The organism is Rhodocytophaga rosea (genome assembly GCF_010119975.1).
Lineage (GTDB): Bacteria > Bacteroidota > Bacteroidia > Cytophagales > 172606-1 > Rhodocytophaga > Rhodocytophaga rosea.
Genome location: NZ_CP048222.1, coordinates 7849890 through 7865756 on the forward strand (window position 1 = coordinate 7849890; position 15867 = coordinate 7865756).

The 15867-nt window shown below is 41.8% G+C and carries 11 protein-coding genes; 8 read left to right on the forward strand and 3 right to left on the reverse strand.

Going from position 1 to position 15867, the window contains the following annotated elements; all coding sequences use genetic code 11:
• Window positions 1-67: 67 nt before the first annotated feature.
• Window positions 68-1144: a prephenate dehydratase gene (gene pheA / locus GXP67_RS32185; protein WP_162446910.1), complete on the reverse strand. Its 1077-nt coding sequence runs from the start codon at window positions 1142-1144 to the stop codon at window positions 68-70.
• Between the two features lie 138 nt (window positions 1145-1282).
• Entirely contained in the window at window positions 1283-3187 is a 1905-nt protein-coding gene (locus tag GXP67_RS32190) for a DNA topoisomerase IV subunit B (protein WP_162446911.1), read from the reverse strand.
• Between the two features lie 634 nt (window positions 3188-3821).
• Here GXP67_RS32190 and GXP67_RS32195 point away from each other — a divergent pair.
• The 8 genes from GXP67_RS32195 (at window position 3822) to GXP67_RS32230 (ending at window position 14041) form a co-directional block, all read left to right on the forward strand.
• The gene (locus GXP67_RS32195) at window positions 3822-4301 is read left to right on the forward strand and encodes a (2Fe-2S)-binding protein (RefSeq protein WP_162446912.1); all 480 of its coding nucleotides are present in this window, start codon (window positions 3822-3824) and stop codon (window positions 4299-4301) included.
• A gap of 2 nt (window positions 4302-4303) precedes the next feature.
• The gene (locus GXP67_RS32200) at window positions 4304-6487 is read left to right on the forward strand and encodes a xanthine dehydrogenase family protein molybdopterin-binding subunit (protein WP_232064729.1); all 2184 of its coding nucleotides are present in this window, start codon (window positions 4304-4306) and stop codon (window positions 6485-6487) included.
• A gap of 120 nt (window positions 6488-6607) precedes the next feature.
• Window positions 6608-8785 carry a xanthine dehydrogenase family protein molybdopterin-binding subunit gene (locus tag GXP67_RS32205; RefSeq protein ID WP_162446913.1) on the forward strand — a complete coding sequence of 726 codons (2178 nt, stop codon included), beginning with the start codon at window positions 6608-6610 and terminating at the stop codon, window positions 8783-8785.
• A gap of 117 nt (window positions 8786-8902) precedes the next feature.
• Complete coding sequence (locus GXP67_RS32210) at window positions 8903-9340, forward strand: c-type cytochrome (RefSeq protein WP_162446914.1); 438 nt, start codon at window positions 8903-8905, stop codon at window positions 9338-9340.
• A gap of 139 nt (window positions 9341-9479) precedes the next feature.
• Window positions 9480-10640, forward strand: coding sequence for an XdhC family protein (locus GXP67_RS32215; RefSeq protein ID WP_162446915.1), 1161 nt, complete (start codon window positions 9480-9482; stop codon window positions 10638-10640).
• Window positions 10641-10709: 69 nt separating this feature from the next.
• Window positions 10710-11306: a nucleotidyltransferase family protein gene (locus GXP67_RS32220; protein ID WP_162446916.1), complete on the forward strand. Its 597-nt coding sequence runs from the start codon at window positions 10710-10712 to the stop codon at window positions 11304-11306.
• Between the two features lie 175 nt (window positions 11307-11481).
• A complete protein-coding gene (locus tag GXP67_RS32225) occupies window positions 11482-12042 on the forward strand; it encodes a hypothetical protein (RefSeq protein ID WP_162446917.1) in 561 nt (186 codons plus the stop codon).
• Between the two features lie 454 nt (window positions 12043-12496).
• Entirely contained in the window at window positions 12497-14041 is a 1545-nt protein-coding gene (locus tag GXP67_RS32230; RefSeq protein WP_162446918.1) for an AAA family ATPase, read from the forward strand.
• Between the two features lie 86 nt (window positions 14042-14127).
• Here GXP67_RS32230 and GXP67_RS32235 read toward each other — a convergent pair whose 3' ends face one another.
• A complete protein-coding gene (locus tag GXP67_RS32235) occupies window positions 14128-15759 on the reverse strand; it encodes an amidase (protein WP_162446919.1) in 1632 nt (543 codons plus the stop codon).
• Window positions 15760-15867: the final 108 nt, after the last annotated feature.

Sequence of the window (15867 nt, forward strand, 5' to 3'; positions counted from 1 at the left end):
TTCAGTAATTCAGTAATTCAGTAATTCAGTAATTCAGTAATTCAGTAATTCAGTAATTCAGTAATGTTTAACTTAACTTCACATAGCTTCCCAGCCACTTTACATGCGACTGGTGTTTTTGCATAATTTTCTGCACATTTTCATCTTCAATATGTCCATCGAAATCAATGTAGAACCAGAACTGGAATTTTTCATCAGCTTTGGTAGGACGGCTTTCAATTTTGGTCAGGTTGATTTGCTTTTCATTAAAATCCTGTAGAAAAGAAGCCAGACTACCTGGTTTTTCTGATACGGGCAAGTCTACAATGATCGTAGTTTTATCCTGGCCGCTTTTCTGATTTTTGAAATCTTTGCTGATAATAAAAAATCTGGTCCGGTTGTATTGTCCATCTTCTATATTTTCAAACAAGATCGGAACCTCTGAAAGTTTGGCTGCAATGTGTGAACAAATGGCTGCACTATTTGGCTCTGTTGCTGCTATCCTGGCTGCTTTCGACGTAGATTCTATAGGAATTAGTTTAACTTTCGTAATGTCAAAGTATTCATTCAGAAACTTCTGGCATTGGCGGAAAGCAATATCCTTGGAATAAATGTTTTTAATGTCACTGAGTTTTTCTGTTTTTGTCGCAAACGTATGATGAATAGGCAGCAACACTTCGGCTACAATCCGGATATCAAGTTCATACAACAGATCGATGGTTTCATTCACAATGCCTTCCCGGTTATTTTCAATCGGAACCACTCCAAATCTCACCCTGCCGGTATCAACGCTTTCAAACACCGAACGGATGCTGGGCAAAGAAATATAATCACTCATGGCACCAAACCGGCTTTCAGCCGCCTGGTGGGTAAAGCTTCCCTCCGGACCCAGGAATGAAATGCGTTCTGGAAGTTCCAGATTCCGGCTCACGGCAAAAATCTCCAGGTAAATCGCTTCAATCGCCGACCGGTTCAGCAATTTTCCTTTACTATGTTCGGTCAGCCGGTCAATAATAGATTTTTCGCGTTCGGGCCGGTAAATAACTGTATTGGTGGTGCGTTTTAAATTGCCAACTTCCTTTACAATTTCCATCCGCTGATTAAGCAGTTGCAGCATCTGGTTATCAATCAGGTCGATCTGTTGCCGGAGTTCTTCTAAGGTCATAGCGTGAGTTATACTTGGGTTTAAATTCTTCCACTAAACTATTGAAACTATCCTGCAAAAAACAAAATCGACCTATATACTCATAATTTTCAGCCTTATTTTATTCATCCTTCTTGTTAAATCAGGGATTTAACTATTTTATGCTGCGCCAGCCTCAAGTGGCAGATTATCATCATTGGCCAGGTCTTTCTCTATGCGAAGGTTTTCAATAATAAACTTCTGGCGTTCCGGTGTATTTTTACCCATATAATAACTCAGCAGTTTAGAGATAGAGGTATCCTTGTGCAGAATAATTGGTTCCAGGCGCATATCCTCTCCGATGAAGTCTTTAAATTCATTGGGTGAAATTTCTCCCAGTCCTTTAAATCTGGTGATCTCAGGTTTTGGTCCCAGCTTTTTAATTGCTTTCTGCCGTTCTTCGTCGGTATAACAATAGATGGTGTCTTTCTTATTGCGTACCCTGAATAAAGGAGTTTCCAGTATATACAGATGCCCGTTCCGGACCAGATCCGGGAAGAATTGCAGAAAGAACGTAAGCATCAGCAAGCGGATGTGCATGCCATCTACATCAGCATCGGTAGCAATCACGATTTTATTGTAACGCAAGGTTTCCATGCCATCTTCAATGTCGAGGGCATGCTGCAATAAGTTAAATTCTTCGTTCTCGTATACGATTTTCTTGGTCAGGCCAAAGCAGTTCAACGGTTTCCCACGTAAGCTGAATACGGCCTGGTGCTGCACATTCCTGGAAATGGTAATAGAGCCGCTGGCTGAATCTCCTTCTGTAATGAAGAGGGTAGTTTCATAGCGTTTATCTTCCGGATTGTTCTTATCTACCTTGATCACATCGTTATAATGAATGTGGCAATCGCGGAGTTTTTTGTTGTGTAGGTTTGCTTTTTTCGCCCGCTCATTCGCCAGTTTTTTGATACCGGCAATATCCTTGCGTTCCCGTTCCGATTGCTGAATGCGTTTTTTTAGCGCATCCGCTGTCTCTTTATTTTTATGGAGGTAGTTATCCAGGTTCTTTTTAATAAAATCTCCCACAAAGGATCGTACACTTTGCCCTTCAGGCGCCATATTAATAGAACCTAATTTTGTTTTGGTCTGGGATTCGAACACTGGTTCCTGTACCCGCACACTAATCGCTCCTACAATAGAAGCCCGGATGTCAGAAGCTTCAAATTTTTCTTTGAAAAAATCCCTCACCGTCTCTACTATTGCTTCCCGCATCGCAGCAAGGTGCGTTCCGCCCTGGGTAGTATACTGTCCGTTTACAAACGAGTAATACTCCTCGCCATATTCATTTCCATGGGTAAGGGCAATTTCAATGTCATCGCCTTTCAGGTGGATAATAGGATACCGGAGGCTTTCTATATTTGTTTTCCGTTGTAAAAGGTCTAATAAACCATTCTGGGAAAAAAACTTTTGCCCATTGAAATTGATAGTAAGTCCCGCATTCAGAAAAGCATAGTTCCAGATCTGGTTTTCAAGGAACTGGGGTATAAACCGGTAATTTTTAAAAACTGTATTATCCGGTTCGAAAATGATCATCGTTCCATTCCGCTGCGTAGTAGGCGTTTCGTTACTTTCCTTAGTAAGTATACCTTGTTGAAATTCAGCTATTTTAGTTTTACCATCCCGGTAAGACTGTACTTTAAAATAGTTAGATAAGGCATTTACTGCTTTGGTTCCTACGCCATTCAAGCCAACTGATTTCTGAAAAGCGCCGGAATCATATTTTCCACCCGTATTGATCTTGGAAACACAATCAATCACTTTTCCTAAGGGTATTCCCCGGCCATAATCGCGCACTTCCACCCTGTGTTCAGAAATGTTCACTTCGATGGTTTTCCCAAACCCCATCACGTGTTCATCTATAGAATTGTCGATAACTTCTTTTACAAGCACATAAATGCCATCGTCCTGAGAGGAGCCATCGCCTAGTTTGCCAATGTACATACCAGGTCGCAGGCGGATATGTTCCCGCCAGTCAAGAGATCTAATGCTGTCTTCGTTGTAATTATGTGGTGCGTCGGCCATATGCTGCTGAAAGAAATTAAAACTTTATTGAATGAGCCAGTTTTGAAAGTGATTGCAAATTAAAAAACATTCTTAGATAATAACCAACATTTGTATAATATTTTTATAAAGCAATCATTTGTAAAGATACCATTTTACTTTCAGATTTTCTATGAATTTTTGATGATTATTGATACTTGCTTATTCTAAAACTCAAACTTTACAATTCGTGAAAAATATTCTGCACTATAAAATGTTTAATATATGGTATGGTGTATACTTCAAAATATGTATATAAGTTTTGTTTATATAAACAATTTCTTTTATAGATAAGCTTGCCGGAATACAAAACATAATATGGTTGTAAACCAAAGTTCTGGTTGATTCAATTCATCATCTCCATACAGGCAAATCTCTTTAACATTTCATTAACAAAACTTTGAATACAGGATTATTGGATAGCTGATATAAATTTGTAGTTTTAACTGAAAAATTATACCTATACCATCTCTGATCATAAGCGCATTGCTTATATGTTAAATCTAAGGCCGCTAAGTATGGATGGGTAACGATTTTACTATTACCAGCTATTCATTTTTAATTGTCCATTTACTAAGGTGCGTCTTCTAAACTTTAAACTCTCCAACACAATATTATGGCTCAATTTACTTTAAACGTCAACGGACAAAAGCATACCGTAGATGTAGATCCACAGATGCCGCTTTTGTGGGTCATACGCGATTTTGTAGGCTTAACCGGTACTAAGTTTGGCTGTGGGATGGCCCAGTGCGGTGCCTGTACCATTCACTTAGATGGTGCTGCTACCCGTTCTTGTGTGTTGCCGGTTTCTGCCGTAGCTGGTAAACAAATCACCACCATCGAAGGCCTTTCCACTGATCGCAGTCATCCAGTACAGAAAGCCTGGATCAAAGAACAGGTTCCGCAATGTGGGTATTGCCAGTCGGGACAGATCATGTCGGCAGTAGCCTTGCTGAAAAAGAATCCCAAACCGACTGATACGGATATTGATGCAGCCATGCAGGGGAATATTTGCCGCTGTGGTACCTATCAGCGGATACGCAAAGCGATTCACACCGCTTCTATTGAAATGGGGGCATCTTCAAAAGTTGATTAATCATGAACATGCTAGACAAACCCTTGAAACGCCGCAAGTTTTTACAGCTCACCGGATTATCCGGTACAGCCTTAGCGCTCGGATTTTATTTTCCTGCGAGTGGCAAAGCCATTTCAACTGGTGCTACCTTATATAATATCAGTTCGGTGCCGCCAGCCGGTCTTGAGCTTACTGCATTTATCATCATCGATACAACTGGAAAAATCACACTCATTAACCCCCGTCCGGATATGGGGCAGGGTTCTTTCCAGGCGATACCCATGTTATTAGCCGAAGAACTGGAAGTAAACCTGGACCAGGTAGAAATCAGGCAGTCCGATGGGCGCAGTAAATTCGGTAACCAACTCTCCGGAGGAAGTGGCAGTGTGCGTTCATCCTGGGAACCTCTACGCAAAGCCGGAGCGGCTGCCAGAGAAATGCTGGTGCAGGCAGCTGCTAATAAGTGGAAGGTGAACATAGCCGATTGTTATGCTGAAGATGGAAAAGTAATCAACAGAAAAAACAAGGCTAGTTTACCATACGGGCAGCTGGTAGAGGAGGCTGCCAAACTGGAAGTGCCTAAAGAACCCAGGCTCAAAGACCCCAAGGATTTTAAGAAACTCACCAAATCACTGCCCCGTCCGGATGTACCTCTGAAAGTGGATGGCACCGCTGTTTTTGGCATCGATGTAAAAGTGCCTGGAATGCTGTATGCTTCTATTGAGCGTTCTCCGGTCATTCACGGCAAAGTGGTAAAGTTCGACGATAGTAAAGCCAAAGCCATCAAAGGAGTAAAACAGGTACTGCTTGCCGAACGCCCCATGCCGCACAAAACCACCCAGAGTGTAGCTGTGATTGCCGATCATTACTGGGCTGCATTACAAGGTAGAAAAGCCCTCAGTATCACCTGGGAGGATGGAACATACAATACCGTCAGTACAAGTAATTATTTTAATGAATTAAAGGAACTGGCTAAAAGTGAGGGGGCTATCTATAAAGTAGTGGGTAAATTTAAAGAAGCCCTTGCAGGTGCATCTAAGATTCTGGAAGCCCAGTATGAAACTCCTTTTGCTGCCCATGCGCCGATGGAACCAGAAAATGCAGTGGCTTCTGTAAAAGAAGATAGTTGCGAAATATGGGCACCAGTACAAGCCCCAGACTGGCTGGTAGGACAAGTGGCTACATACCTGAAAATAAAACCGGAGAATGTAAAAGTAAATGTAACATTCCTGGGAGGTGCTTTTGGTAGAAAAGCCTATTACGATTATGTATTGGAGGCAGTGTATTTGTCTAAACAGGTAAAAGCGCCGGTTAAACTGATCTGGACCAGAGAAGATGATACCATGCAGGGACCTTTCCGGCCCGGAATGCTAAGTGTGATGCGGGGAGGAGTAGATCAGAAGGGCAATGTGGTTGCTTTCGAACATAAAGCGGTTGGTGCTTCTATCCAGCATCAGGTATTTAAAGCCGATTTAAAAGGCAAAGCTGATGATTGGGTCATGGAATGTATTGGTCCTGATTCGAGTCCATATGCGTTTGCCAATGCTTCCTATAGCCATATACTGGCAGAAACCGACATTCCTATTGTGTGGTGGCGCTCCGTATATTGTTCAACCAGTGCTTTCGGTCAGGAATGTTTTGTGGATGAACTCGCCCATGCGGCCGGTAAAGACCCGATGGATTTCCGGATTGCCCTATTTGAAAAAGCGCCCAGGTTTAAGCAGGTCTTACAGACTCTAGCCCAGAAATCAGACTGGTATACCAAACTTCCGGCTGGCAAAGCGAGAGGGGTAGCCATAGTAAAATCCTTCGAGAGCATCTGTGCCCATGCGGTGACTGTAGCAAAAACTGACGAAGGCATTAAAGTGGAGAAGGTGGTTTGTGTGATCGATTGCGGTATGACGGTAAATCAGGATAATGTGAAAGCGCAAACGGAAGGCAATATCATTATGGGGATAACGGCTGCTGTAAAGGATCCAATTACCGTTGAGAATGGCAAAACCGTACAGAGTAATTTCCATAACTACCGGGTATTGCATATCAATGAAGTGCCACAAATGGAAATTCATATTATGCAAAACCAGGAAGCACCTGGTGGCGTAGGAGAACCTGGATTGCCGCCTATTGCGCCAGCCCTTGCTAATGCAGTGTTTGGCCTTACTGGTAAACGCATCCGCAGGCTTCCTTTCCGCTTAGATAGGGTGTAGTTATTGGTCAATAGTCTTTGGTCAGCAGTAAATGATTTATTGGTAAATGAACTTACTAAGTATGGGGAATTTACTGCTGATTGTTAAAGAATTATATAGTATTGCCTAAACCTTTTATGTATGGTAAATAACAATACGACTGCTATTAACCGGCGTTCTTTTATAAAGGTATCCAGTCTGTCTGGAGTTGCTTTAACCTTAGGATTTGCATGGCCTGTAGCTGGCAAGGAGCGTCAAGCAGTTTTACAACGGATTGATAAAGACACGCCTTCCTCGAAAGAACTCAATCCTTTTGTCATCATTGAGGGTACTGGAAAAATTACGCTCATGCTGCATAAGCCTGAAATGGGACAGGGCACATACCAGTCTATGCCGGTCATTCTGGCTGAAGAACTGGAAGTCCGTTTGGATCAGGTGGAAATCAAAATGGCAAAAGCGGATAAGAAGTACGGAGATATGGGGGTAGGCGGTAGCAACAGTGTAAAAGGTTCCTGGATGCTACTTCGTCAGGTCGGTGCAGCTGCGAGAGAAATGCTCATTGCCGCTGCTGCCCAGACCTGGAATATTCCGGCGGCTGAATGTTATGCCAAAGAAGGAAAAGTATATACGAAAACAGGTTCAAAGAGTCTTACCTATGGCGAACTGGTAGAAAAAGCCAGCAAACTCGAAGCGCCAAAAGAACCCAGGTTAAAAGATCCTAAAAATTTTAAACTAATTGGTAAAGCTGTTCCCAGGCCAGACATTCTCAATAAAGTGGATGGCACAGCCCAATTCGGCATCGATGTAAAAGTGCCGGGCATGTTGTATGCTTCCATTGAACGGGCACCTGTGTTTCATGCTAAGGTGAAAAATTTAGATGACACTGCTGCCAAAGCGGTACAAGGTGTAAAGCAGGTGTTACCATCTGAAAGAAAGCTCAACAAAAATACCTTTCATGGAGTAGCGGTGCTGGCCGATAATTACTGGGCAGCCGTTCAAGGGAGAAAAGTATTGAAGATTGAATGGGATAACGCTGATTTTAATCAAGTTAATACTGGTAGCTTATATAAGAAGTTTAATGACCTGGCAAAAGGTGAAGGACATATATCTCACCAGGCTGGGGATTTTGACAAGACATTTGCTGAGGCTTCAAAAAAAGTAGAAGCGATCTATGAATTGCCCTTTGCTGCCCATGCTCCTATGGAACCACAGAATACGGTGGCTTATGTACAAGGCGATAAATGCGAAATATGGTCGCCAACACAAGTACCAGACTGGGCATTGGGTGAGGTAGCCGCTTATCTAAAAATCCCGGCAGAAAATATTACCCTGAACATTACTTTCATTGGAGGAGGCTTTGGCCGGAGGCTCTTTTTCGACTCCATCATGGAGGCTGTACATCTTTCCAAACAAGCCAATGCGCCGGTTAAGGTAGTATGGACCCGGGAGGACGATATGACACAAGGTCCCTTCCGTCCTGGAACACTCAGCAGCCTGAAAGCTGGTCTGGATGCCAGTGGAAAACCGATGGCATTTCAGCACAAAGTTGTTGCTCCTTCTATTGGCTATGATAACTTTGGCAGCAAAGATCCTCAGCGAAAGGAAGATGAAGGAGCAATGGAAGGCATCAAGGATAGTGCGTATGAAATTCCGAATATTAAATACAATAACATTTACGCTGAAACTACTATGCCCCTAGGTTGGTGGCGTGCCGTATATTCCACGACTACTGCCTTCGCACATGAGAGCTTTATAGATGAAATGGCCCATGCCGTAGGCAAAGATCCGGTGGCATTCCGGCTGGGTATGATCGGGAAAAACACCAGGATGAAAAACCTGCTCACCTTTATGGCTGAAAAAAGCAACTGGAACAAAACAATGCCCAAGGGCTGGGGCAAGGGAGTAGCGATATGGCAGTTCTTCGCCGGGCAAGCTGGGCATGTGGTGTTTGTTTCTAATACCAATGGAAAACTTAAAATAGAAAAAATTGTTGCCTGTATCGACTGCGGCACAGCTGTAAACCCAGATAATGTGAAAGCGCAGGTGGAAGGAGCAACCGTTATGGCCTTAATGGCTGCCCTCAAAGACCAGATCACCTTTGAGAATGGCAAAGCAGTGCAGAGTAATTTTCATAATTACCGCATGATGCGCATCAATGAAATTCCACCAGTGGAGGTACATATTCTGCCTAGCACAGATAAGCCAGATGGCGTGGGTGAACCTGGTTTACCGCCATTGGCTCCGGCATTAGGAAATGCAGTTTTTGCCGCTACTGGTAAGCGCATACGTAAATTGCCCTTCAATTTAGAAGAAGTATAAATTTCGTTAATAGGGCAATGAATATTTGGTATGCTGCTGAACAAATGGCAAGAAAATTGTAACTTCATGGTCTGATTAATATAAAATCAAGTTCAAACCTAACTTTTACTTATTTTCATGAAGTTAAAATTCTTAGCAGTTCCTTTATTTATTGCCGGCTCATTCGGCTTGTACTCTTTCGATTCCAAGCCTGTAGAACCGGCACCGAAGCAACAAGGAGATCCTTTAGCCAAGAGTATTGCGGCCGGAAAAACGTTGTACACCACCTATTGCCAGGTATGCCATCAGGAGAATGGTATGGGTATTGAAGGTGCCTTTCCTCCCTTAGCCAAATCTGACTATCTGATGGGAGATGCTAAACGGGCTATTGGTGTTGTGAAGAATGGCTTACAGGGTGAAGTAACCGTGAATGGAAAAAAATATAACAATGTGATGCCTCCACAACCCTTAACGGATGAGCAAGTAGCACAGGTGTTAAATTATGTACGTAATAGCTGGGGCAACAAAGGTAAAATTATTACTACCGCTGAAGCCAAAGCCGTAGCAAAAAAATAGTTAATTTTAGTGTCCAACAAAAAGTTACTGAAGAATAGAATTAAAGAATTTTTGAATAAATAGTTTTACTCTTTTATTCATACCTTCTGTAAATCAACAATTCAGTAATTTTTTGTTGGACTCCAACCACCATCTTCCTATGAAAGAGCTTAAGAGAATCATAGAAGTCTATGAAAATATAGATTTTACCCAGCGGAAGGCCGCTATGGCTACCGTTGTGAAATTATATGGTTCATCTTACCGCCGGCCCGGTGCCCGGATGCTGATTACAGACGATGGGCGATGGGAAGGAGCTATTAGCGGAGGTTGTCTGGAAGGAGATGCTTTACGGAAAGCCCGCCAGGTAATGTCCACTGGCGAACCTATGCTGGTGACCTATGATACCATGGATGATGAAAATGCAGATAGCCTGGCTGTTGGACTAGGGTGTAATGGAATTATTGATGTATTGATCGAGCCCATCATTCCTGACCATATTTATAATCCGATTAGCCTGTTTAAAACCTATACAACACATTCTGTTCGGGATACTGCTGTTTTGATGACTGTTTTCAGAACGGAAGGTGAACCTGATTTACAGGTTGGCGAACGTTTTCTGTTATTGAATGATGGCACGCTTCATCCATCTACTACTAAAAATTTGCCCCTGTTTTTGCAGCAGGACCTTACCAAAGTTGCCCAGGGTGGCAAATCTCAGGTAAAATTATATGAACAACCTTCCGGAAAAATAGAAGCGTTTCTGGAAGTATTACATCCAGGTATTCATCTGGTGATATTTGGAGGAGGCTACGATGCCACTCCGGTGGTAAGGTTAGCCAAAGAAGTAGGCTGGCATGTAACGGTATCAGATGATTGTGTTGCACATTTAACTCCTATCCGTTTTCCGCAGGCAAATGCCATGGTGAATGCCAACCGGAAAGAGATTCTGCAGCATATTCCCATCACTCCTTTTACTGCCACTGTGCTCATGTCGCACAATTACAAATACGACATGGCTGTAATGGAAAACCTGCTTACTACCCAAGTACCCTATATTGGCATGCTGGGACCAAGAAAACGCTTTCAGAAAATGCTGGAGCAGTTTGAATCCCAGGGAAAAACTTTTGATATAGAAATCATCAACCGGGTACATAGCCCGATAGGCTTAGATCTGGGTGCTGAAACGCCGGACGAGATCGCTTTGTCTATTATTTCGGAGATTCAGGCAGTTTTTGCCGGGAGAAAGGGAGAATTCCTCAAACAAAAGCCAGGATTTATCCACGAACGTAGCCAGCAGCAGGTTGAAATAAGCAGTGAATAGAGATCAGCATAGAATGTAAGTGTAAGCAGGCTGGCTCGTTTGATTTTTTAACACTTCATTACTACGGATATGCCCAGATCTAGCATAGGACTGATTATACTGGCAGCAGGTGCTTCTACCCGGATGGGCTCACCCAAACAATTACTTCCCTTTTCAGGCAAAAGCCTGATCCGCTATAGTGTACAAAATGCCCTGGCCTCTAAATGTTTTCCGATTGTAGTGGTGCTGGGTGCTAATAAAGACCTCATCAAATTAGAACTCGAAGATCTTCCCGTGTTTGTGGCCGAAAACCCGGATTGGAAGCAAGGAATGGCTTCATCAATTCATGCTGGTTTAGAGATGCTGCTCACTGCATATCCTGGTGTAAAAGGGGGAATTATAATGCTCTGTGACCAGCCCTTCGTCACTACTTTGTTCCTCAATCATCTGGTGGATACATTTGAGAAGGATCAGAGACACATTATTGCATCCTATTACGGAAATGATTTTGGTGTACCGGCCGTTTTTCCCAAAAAACTTTTCGATGAACTGTCTGCTTTAGAAGGAAATGCCGGTGCCAAAAAATTAATACAACAGTATTCTGCAGAAGTAATTCCTGTGGTTTTCCCTGAAGGCCTGGTCGATATTGACACTCCCGAAGACTATTTAGGGCTACAAAGTTTATAAAATCTAAACTGACACAATTTTACTTAGTGCTTTATAAAAGGGCTGTTTTATAGCAATGGATTCAAATTGTGAATTATTATTTCGATCATACTCCTCGCATTATTATTTTTTAACTATTCTTGTTCAATATGAAATGAGTGATTTGGTCGACTTTTAAGCCCAGTACTTTACTTTTATGCCCTTAATTAATAAACTGATATTAAAGAAATTCCATTTCACTTCAATGATTATTCTGATTATAAATTTCTTGATGGGAATTGTCTTTAAAATAAATTTTAATGCCATAGTTATTTTGCTATTCAATACGATTATATATGTTTCAGGCATAGTGTTATTATTTCTGTCTTTAAGGCACAAAAAGCTATTGCCCTTGTATTATTCCTTATATATTTTTCTCCCTGTTGCCGTATTACTGGCTTGGCTGGCTGATGGAATATTTGGAGCATTGCTAGGGACTATATTCTTTGCATTATTAGTACCTCCAGATACAATACGACAGTATAATAACTATGAATTAAGAAGCCCATTTTCCGGCGTTCTATCTAATTGCTGTTCGTATGATATTTTTCAAAGCCACTATTTATTATTTGAGCGTAAAGTGGCTAGTTTCAATTGTGAACACAGCCTGGATATTATAAAGGATTTCCGAGTATTTAAAGATAAAAAAAAAGCTTTTGTTTATTTTTATGATGCATTCAATGGTGTGGATTCTACAGTGACCGTAACACTCGAATAATGGTTGAATGGCAAAACTTATATAAAGTATTATGTGTGTACTGAATCTTATAAAAGAGGCTTTGTATTACATTACTACTTTAATATTTATAAGTTATCTATTTATTTGTGTGAGATTTATAATATTTTACAATGATAGAGAAATAGGAAATTCATTTTTTCTGTTATTGATAATTTCTTTTGGAATCTATATTGTTCCAGTCTGGTTGTGGGCAAGACATATTCATAAAATAGCTGTTAACTACAGTGCTATTCGAATGCAACTCCTTTTGTTTTTCCTGCTTGGATTCACTCCGTTAATTCTATTAAGCCTGGCTTTTTATTATTTGACAAATCCCTTTTAATGGAGAAACCTAGCGGGCTAATTATAGCCATCGACTACAGATTACTGGCTAATTCATATCTTTCCGAACAAATCCTAAACTGCATCAGTTAGTGTAAGGAATAGCAACAGCATGACTCGAAAATATAAGATCAGCGAAATTTTACAGCGGCTCCAACAAGGTGTGTATGAGAAAGAAGAGGCTACCAAACTATCGCTCCTTGCAGCATTAGCCGGAGAAAGTATATTTCTACTTGGACCTCCCGGCGTTGCCAAAAGTTTGATCGCCCGTAAACTGAAATTTGCTTTCCGGGATGGACGTTCGTTTGAATACCTGATGAACCGCTTTTCTACACCGGATGAAATTTTTGGCCCTGTTTCTATCAAAAAGCTGAAAGACGAAGATAAATATGAACGCCTCACGGATAAATACCTGCCTGGAGCCAATGTGGTATTTCTGGATGAAATCTGGAAAGCAGGCCCGGCCATTCAGAATGCACTGCTCACCGTGCTGAATGAAAAGATCTACCGCAATGGCGAGCAGGAAATAAAAGTGAACATCAAAGCCATTATCTCCGCTTCCAATGAACTACCAGGGCACTCAGAAGGATTAACAGCTTTGTGGGACCGCTTTCTGGTCAGATATATGATTACCGAGATCCGGAGCAGCACCCATTTTGTGGATATGATCGTGGATACAGCTGATGTATACGAAGATTCTGTGGAAGAAAGCCTGAAAGTAGGAGAGGAGGAACTTATTGTCTGGGATATAGCCATTAATTCAATAGAAGTGCCTGCCGAAGTACTAAATGTAATTCAGGTCATCAAATACCGGCTGGATGAATATGATAAAGAAAATCCTGAGAGTGCCTTTCAGGTGTACGACCGGCGCTGGAAAAAAATTATACGCCTGCTGCGGACTTCTGCTTTTTTGAATGAACGTAAGGCCATAGACCTGATGGATTGTTTTCTGATCCCACATTGCCTCTGGAACCGTCCTGAACAATTTGAATTAAGCCGGGAAATAGTAGCCGAAATCATTCGTAAACATGGCTATAGTATGGCCATGAATTTAACCCCTCTGAAAGCTGAACTCCGGGATTTTGAGGAAGATGTACGCAAAGAAACCCAGATTCCTAATATAGTTTTGATTGATAAACCCCGTCCGGTAGATAAGGAATATTACGAAATTTTAAATATGGAGCAGTATTTTGATGGCAACCGAATTAAAAGAGGCGAATTTGACCGGCTGGGTATTGATGAGGAAAATACAGTGAACCTATTTGATGCCAATGGAAATCTGACTAACAGGGTTAAAGCCCGCAAGTCAGAAGAAAATCCAAATGCCATTATTATTAACTATAATGCCCGCCTGTTTACTTTCCTGTTACTCACCGATAAGGCCGAAAAAACAGAATATATCTACAAAAAGCCTCATCCGCTGGTACATCAGTTCTGGAACGAAAAAGCAAATCAGCTCAGGCAATATATGCTGGAGCAAAAAGAATTTACCCGGAATAGCCGTCCGGAAGCCTTACCGCACTTACGGAATAATTTATTTGTCGATCCAGCTTTGGCGGATATAGTAGAAACCAACCTCCGTGAATCTTCAGATATTCTTGATTCTCTGCTGATTAAAGTAGAGAAGATCAAGCACTTGTACGAAAGTATTAAATAGTGGTAGACTACTTGTTGATAGTAATTAGGATTACTGTAAGAAAATAAATTGCCTGGGTGCTTAAATACGAACAACCAACAACTAAATTAAACGGCTTGTTTGCCTGATTCAAATCTGGGTGCTACTCTGTGCTTAGAAGCTTGTTCATAAGCATAGGCTAAAGTTATAAGCGATGCTTCCTGGTAGGCAATACTAAAAAACGACAAACCAATGGGTAAGCCATGCACCATTCCCATCGGAACCGTAATATGTGGATATCCGGCCATAGCAGCAGGAGCAGATAAACCATAGCCTGAAAAATGGTCGCCGTTTACCAGGTCGGTACACCAGGAAGGTCCATAAGAAGGGCCACAGATAGCATCCAGTGAATGTTCTTTCATGATCGATTGAAGCAATTTCCGGGAAGTATCCCTGCTTGTTGACAGCGCCTCTTTGTACTCTTTGCTATCAAGTCCACCTAGTTTTTCCGAGCTTTCCAGGATTTCCTGTTTAAAGAAAGGCATAGCTTTCGCCTCATTCTCTTTATTAAACTCAATGATTTCTTTCAGAGATTTTACTTTGGCATTGGAACTCGCCAGATATTTATTCAGCCCATCTTTAAACTCATATTTTAATAGGGTAAATTCGGCGTCTCCAAGCTTGTTGAACTTCTCTATTACTTCTACTTCCACAAGGATAGCTCCTTTGCTTTTTAATAGCTCCATCGATTTTTTTAACAACTCGTCTACACCTTCGTGCCCTTTCATAAATTCTTTTACAATCCCAATACGTTTGCCTTGTAAACCATTGGCATCCAGAAATTGCGTATAATCAGGTTTGATTTTTCCATTACTTTCCAGTGTAACAGCATCAGATGCATCTATACCTGCTAAAGCACCCAGCACAATAGCAGCATCGGCTACTGTTCTGGTCATTGGACCAGCAGTGTCCTGAGTCTGGGAGATGGGGATAATGCCAGAACGGCTCCACAGACCCACCGTTGGTTTGATACCTACAAGTCCGTTAATAGATGAAGGACAGATAATAGACCCATCTGTTTCAGTTCCAATAGCGGCTGCACATAAATTAGCTGATGCAGCAGTACCAGAACCCGAACTGGACCCACAGGGATTCCGCTCCAGCTGGTACGGATTTTTGGTTTGTCCGCCCCGGCTGCTCCAGCCACTGCTCGACCGGCTGGACCGGAAATTGGCAAATTCACTCAAGTTGGTTTTTCCCAGCAATACAGCTCCTGCTTCGCGGAGTTTACTTACAATAAATGCATCTTTACTGGCTCTGTTTCCGGCCAGGGCTATGGAACCGGCTGTAGTTTCCATTTTATCGGCGCTATCAATATTGTCTTTGATAAGAATCGGAATCCCATGTAATGGACCTCTGAGTTTTCCATTTTTACGTTCTTCGTCCATGGCTTTGGCAATGCTGAGTGCATCCGGATTCACTTCAATCACCGAGCGAAGAGATGTCCCATTTTTATCAATGGCTTCGATCCGGTCTAAATACAGCTTTGTAATGGCTTCCGACGTATACTGGCCATCTTTCATTCTCTGTTGCAACTCAACTATAGTGAGTTCTTCCAATTCAAAAGCAGCATCAGATCCAGGTTTTTGCGTTATTTGTTTAGTATTTCCGGTAGGGCTATTTTCACAAGCACTAAGCCAAAGAGTGCCTAAAGAAAGGCTTGCCAGGGAACTGTTACGTATAAATTTTCTTCTATGCATGAGGTTTTGAGGTAGGTATCAAGCAGAAAAATAATGAAAAAAATGTAGTAATTAGCAATAGTATATCTTTTAATGATTAGCTTAAAAAAGTGTTAACAGGAACCAGGA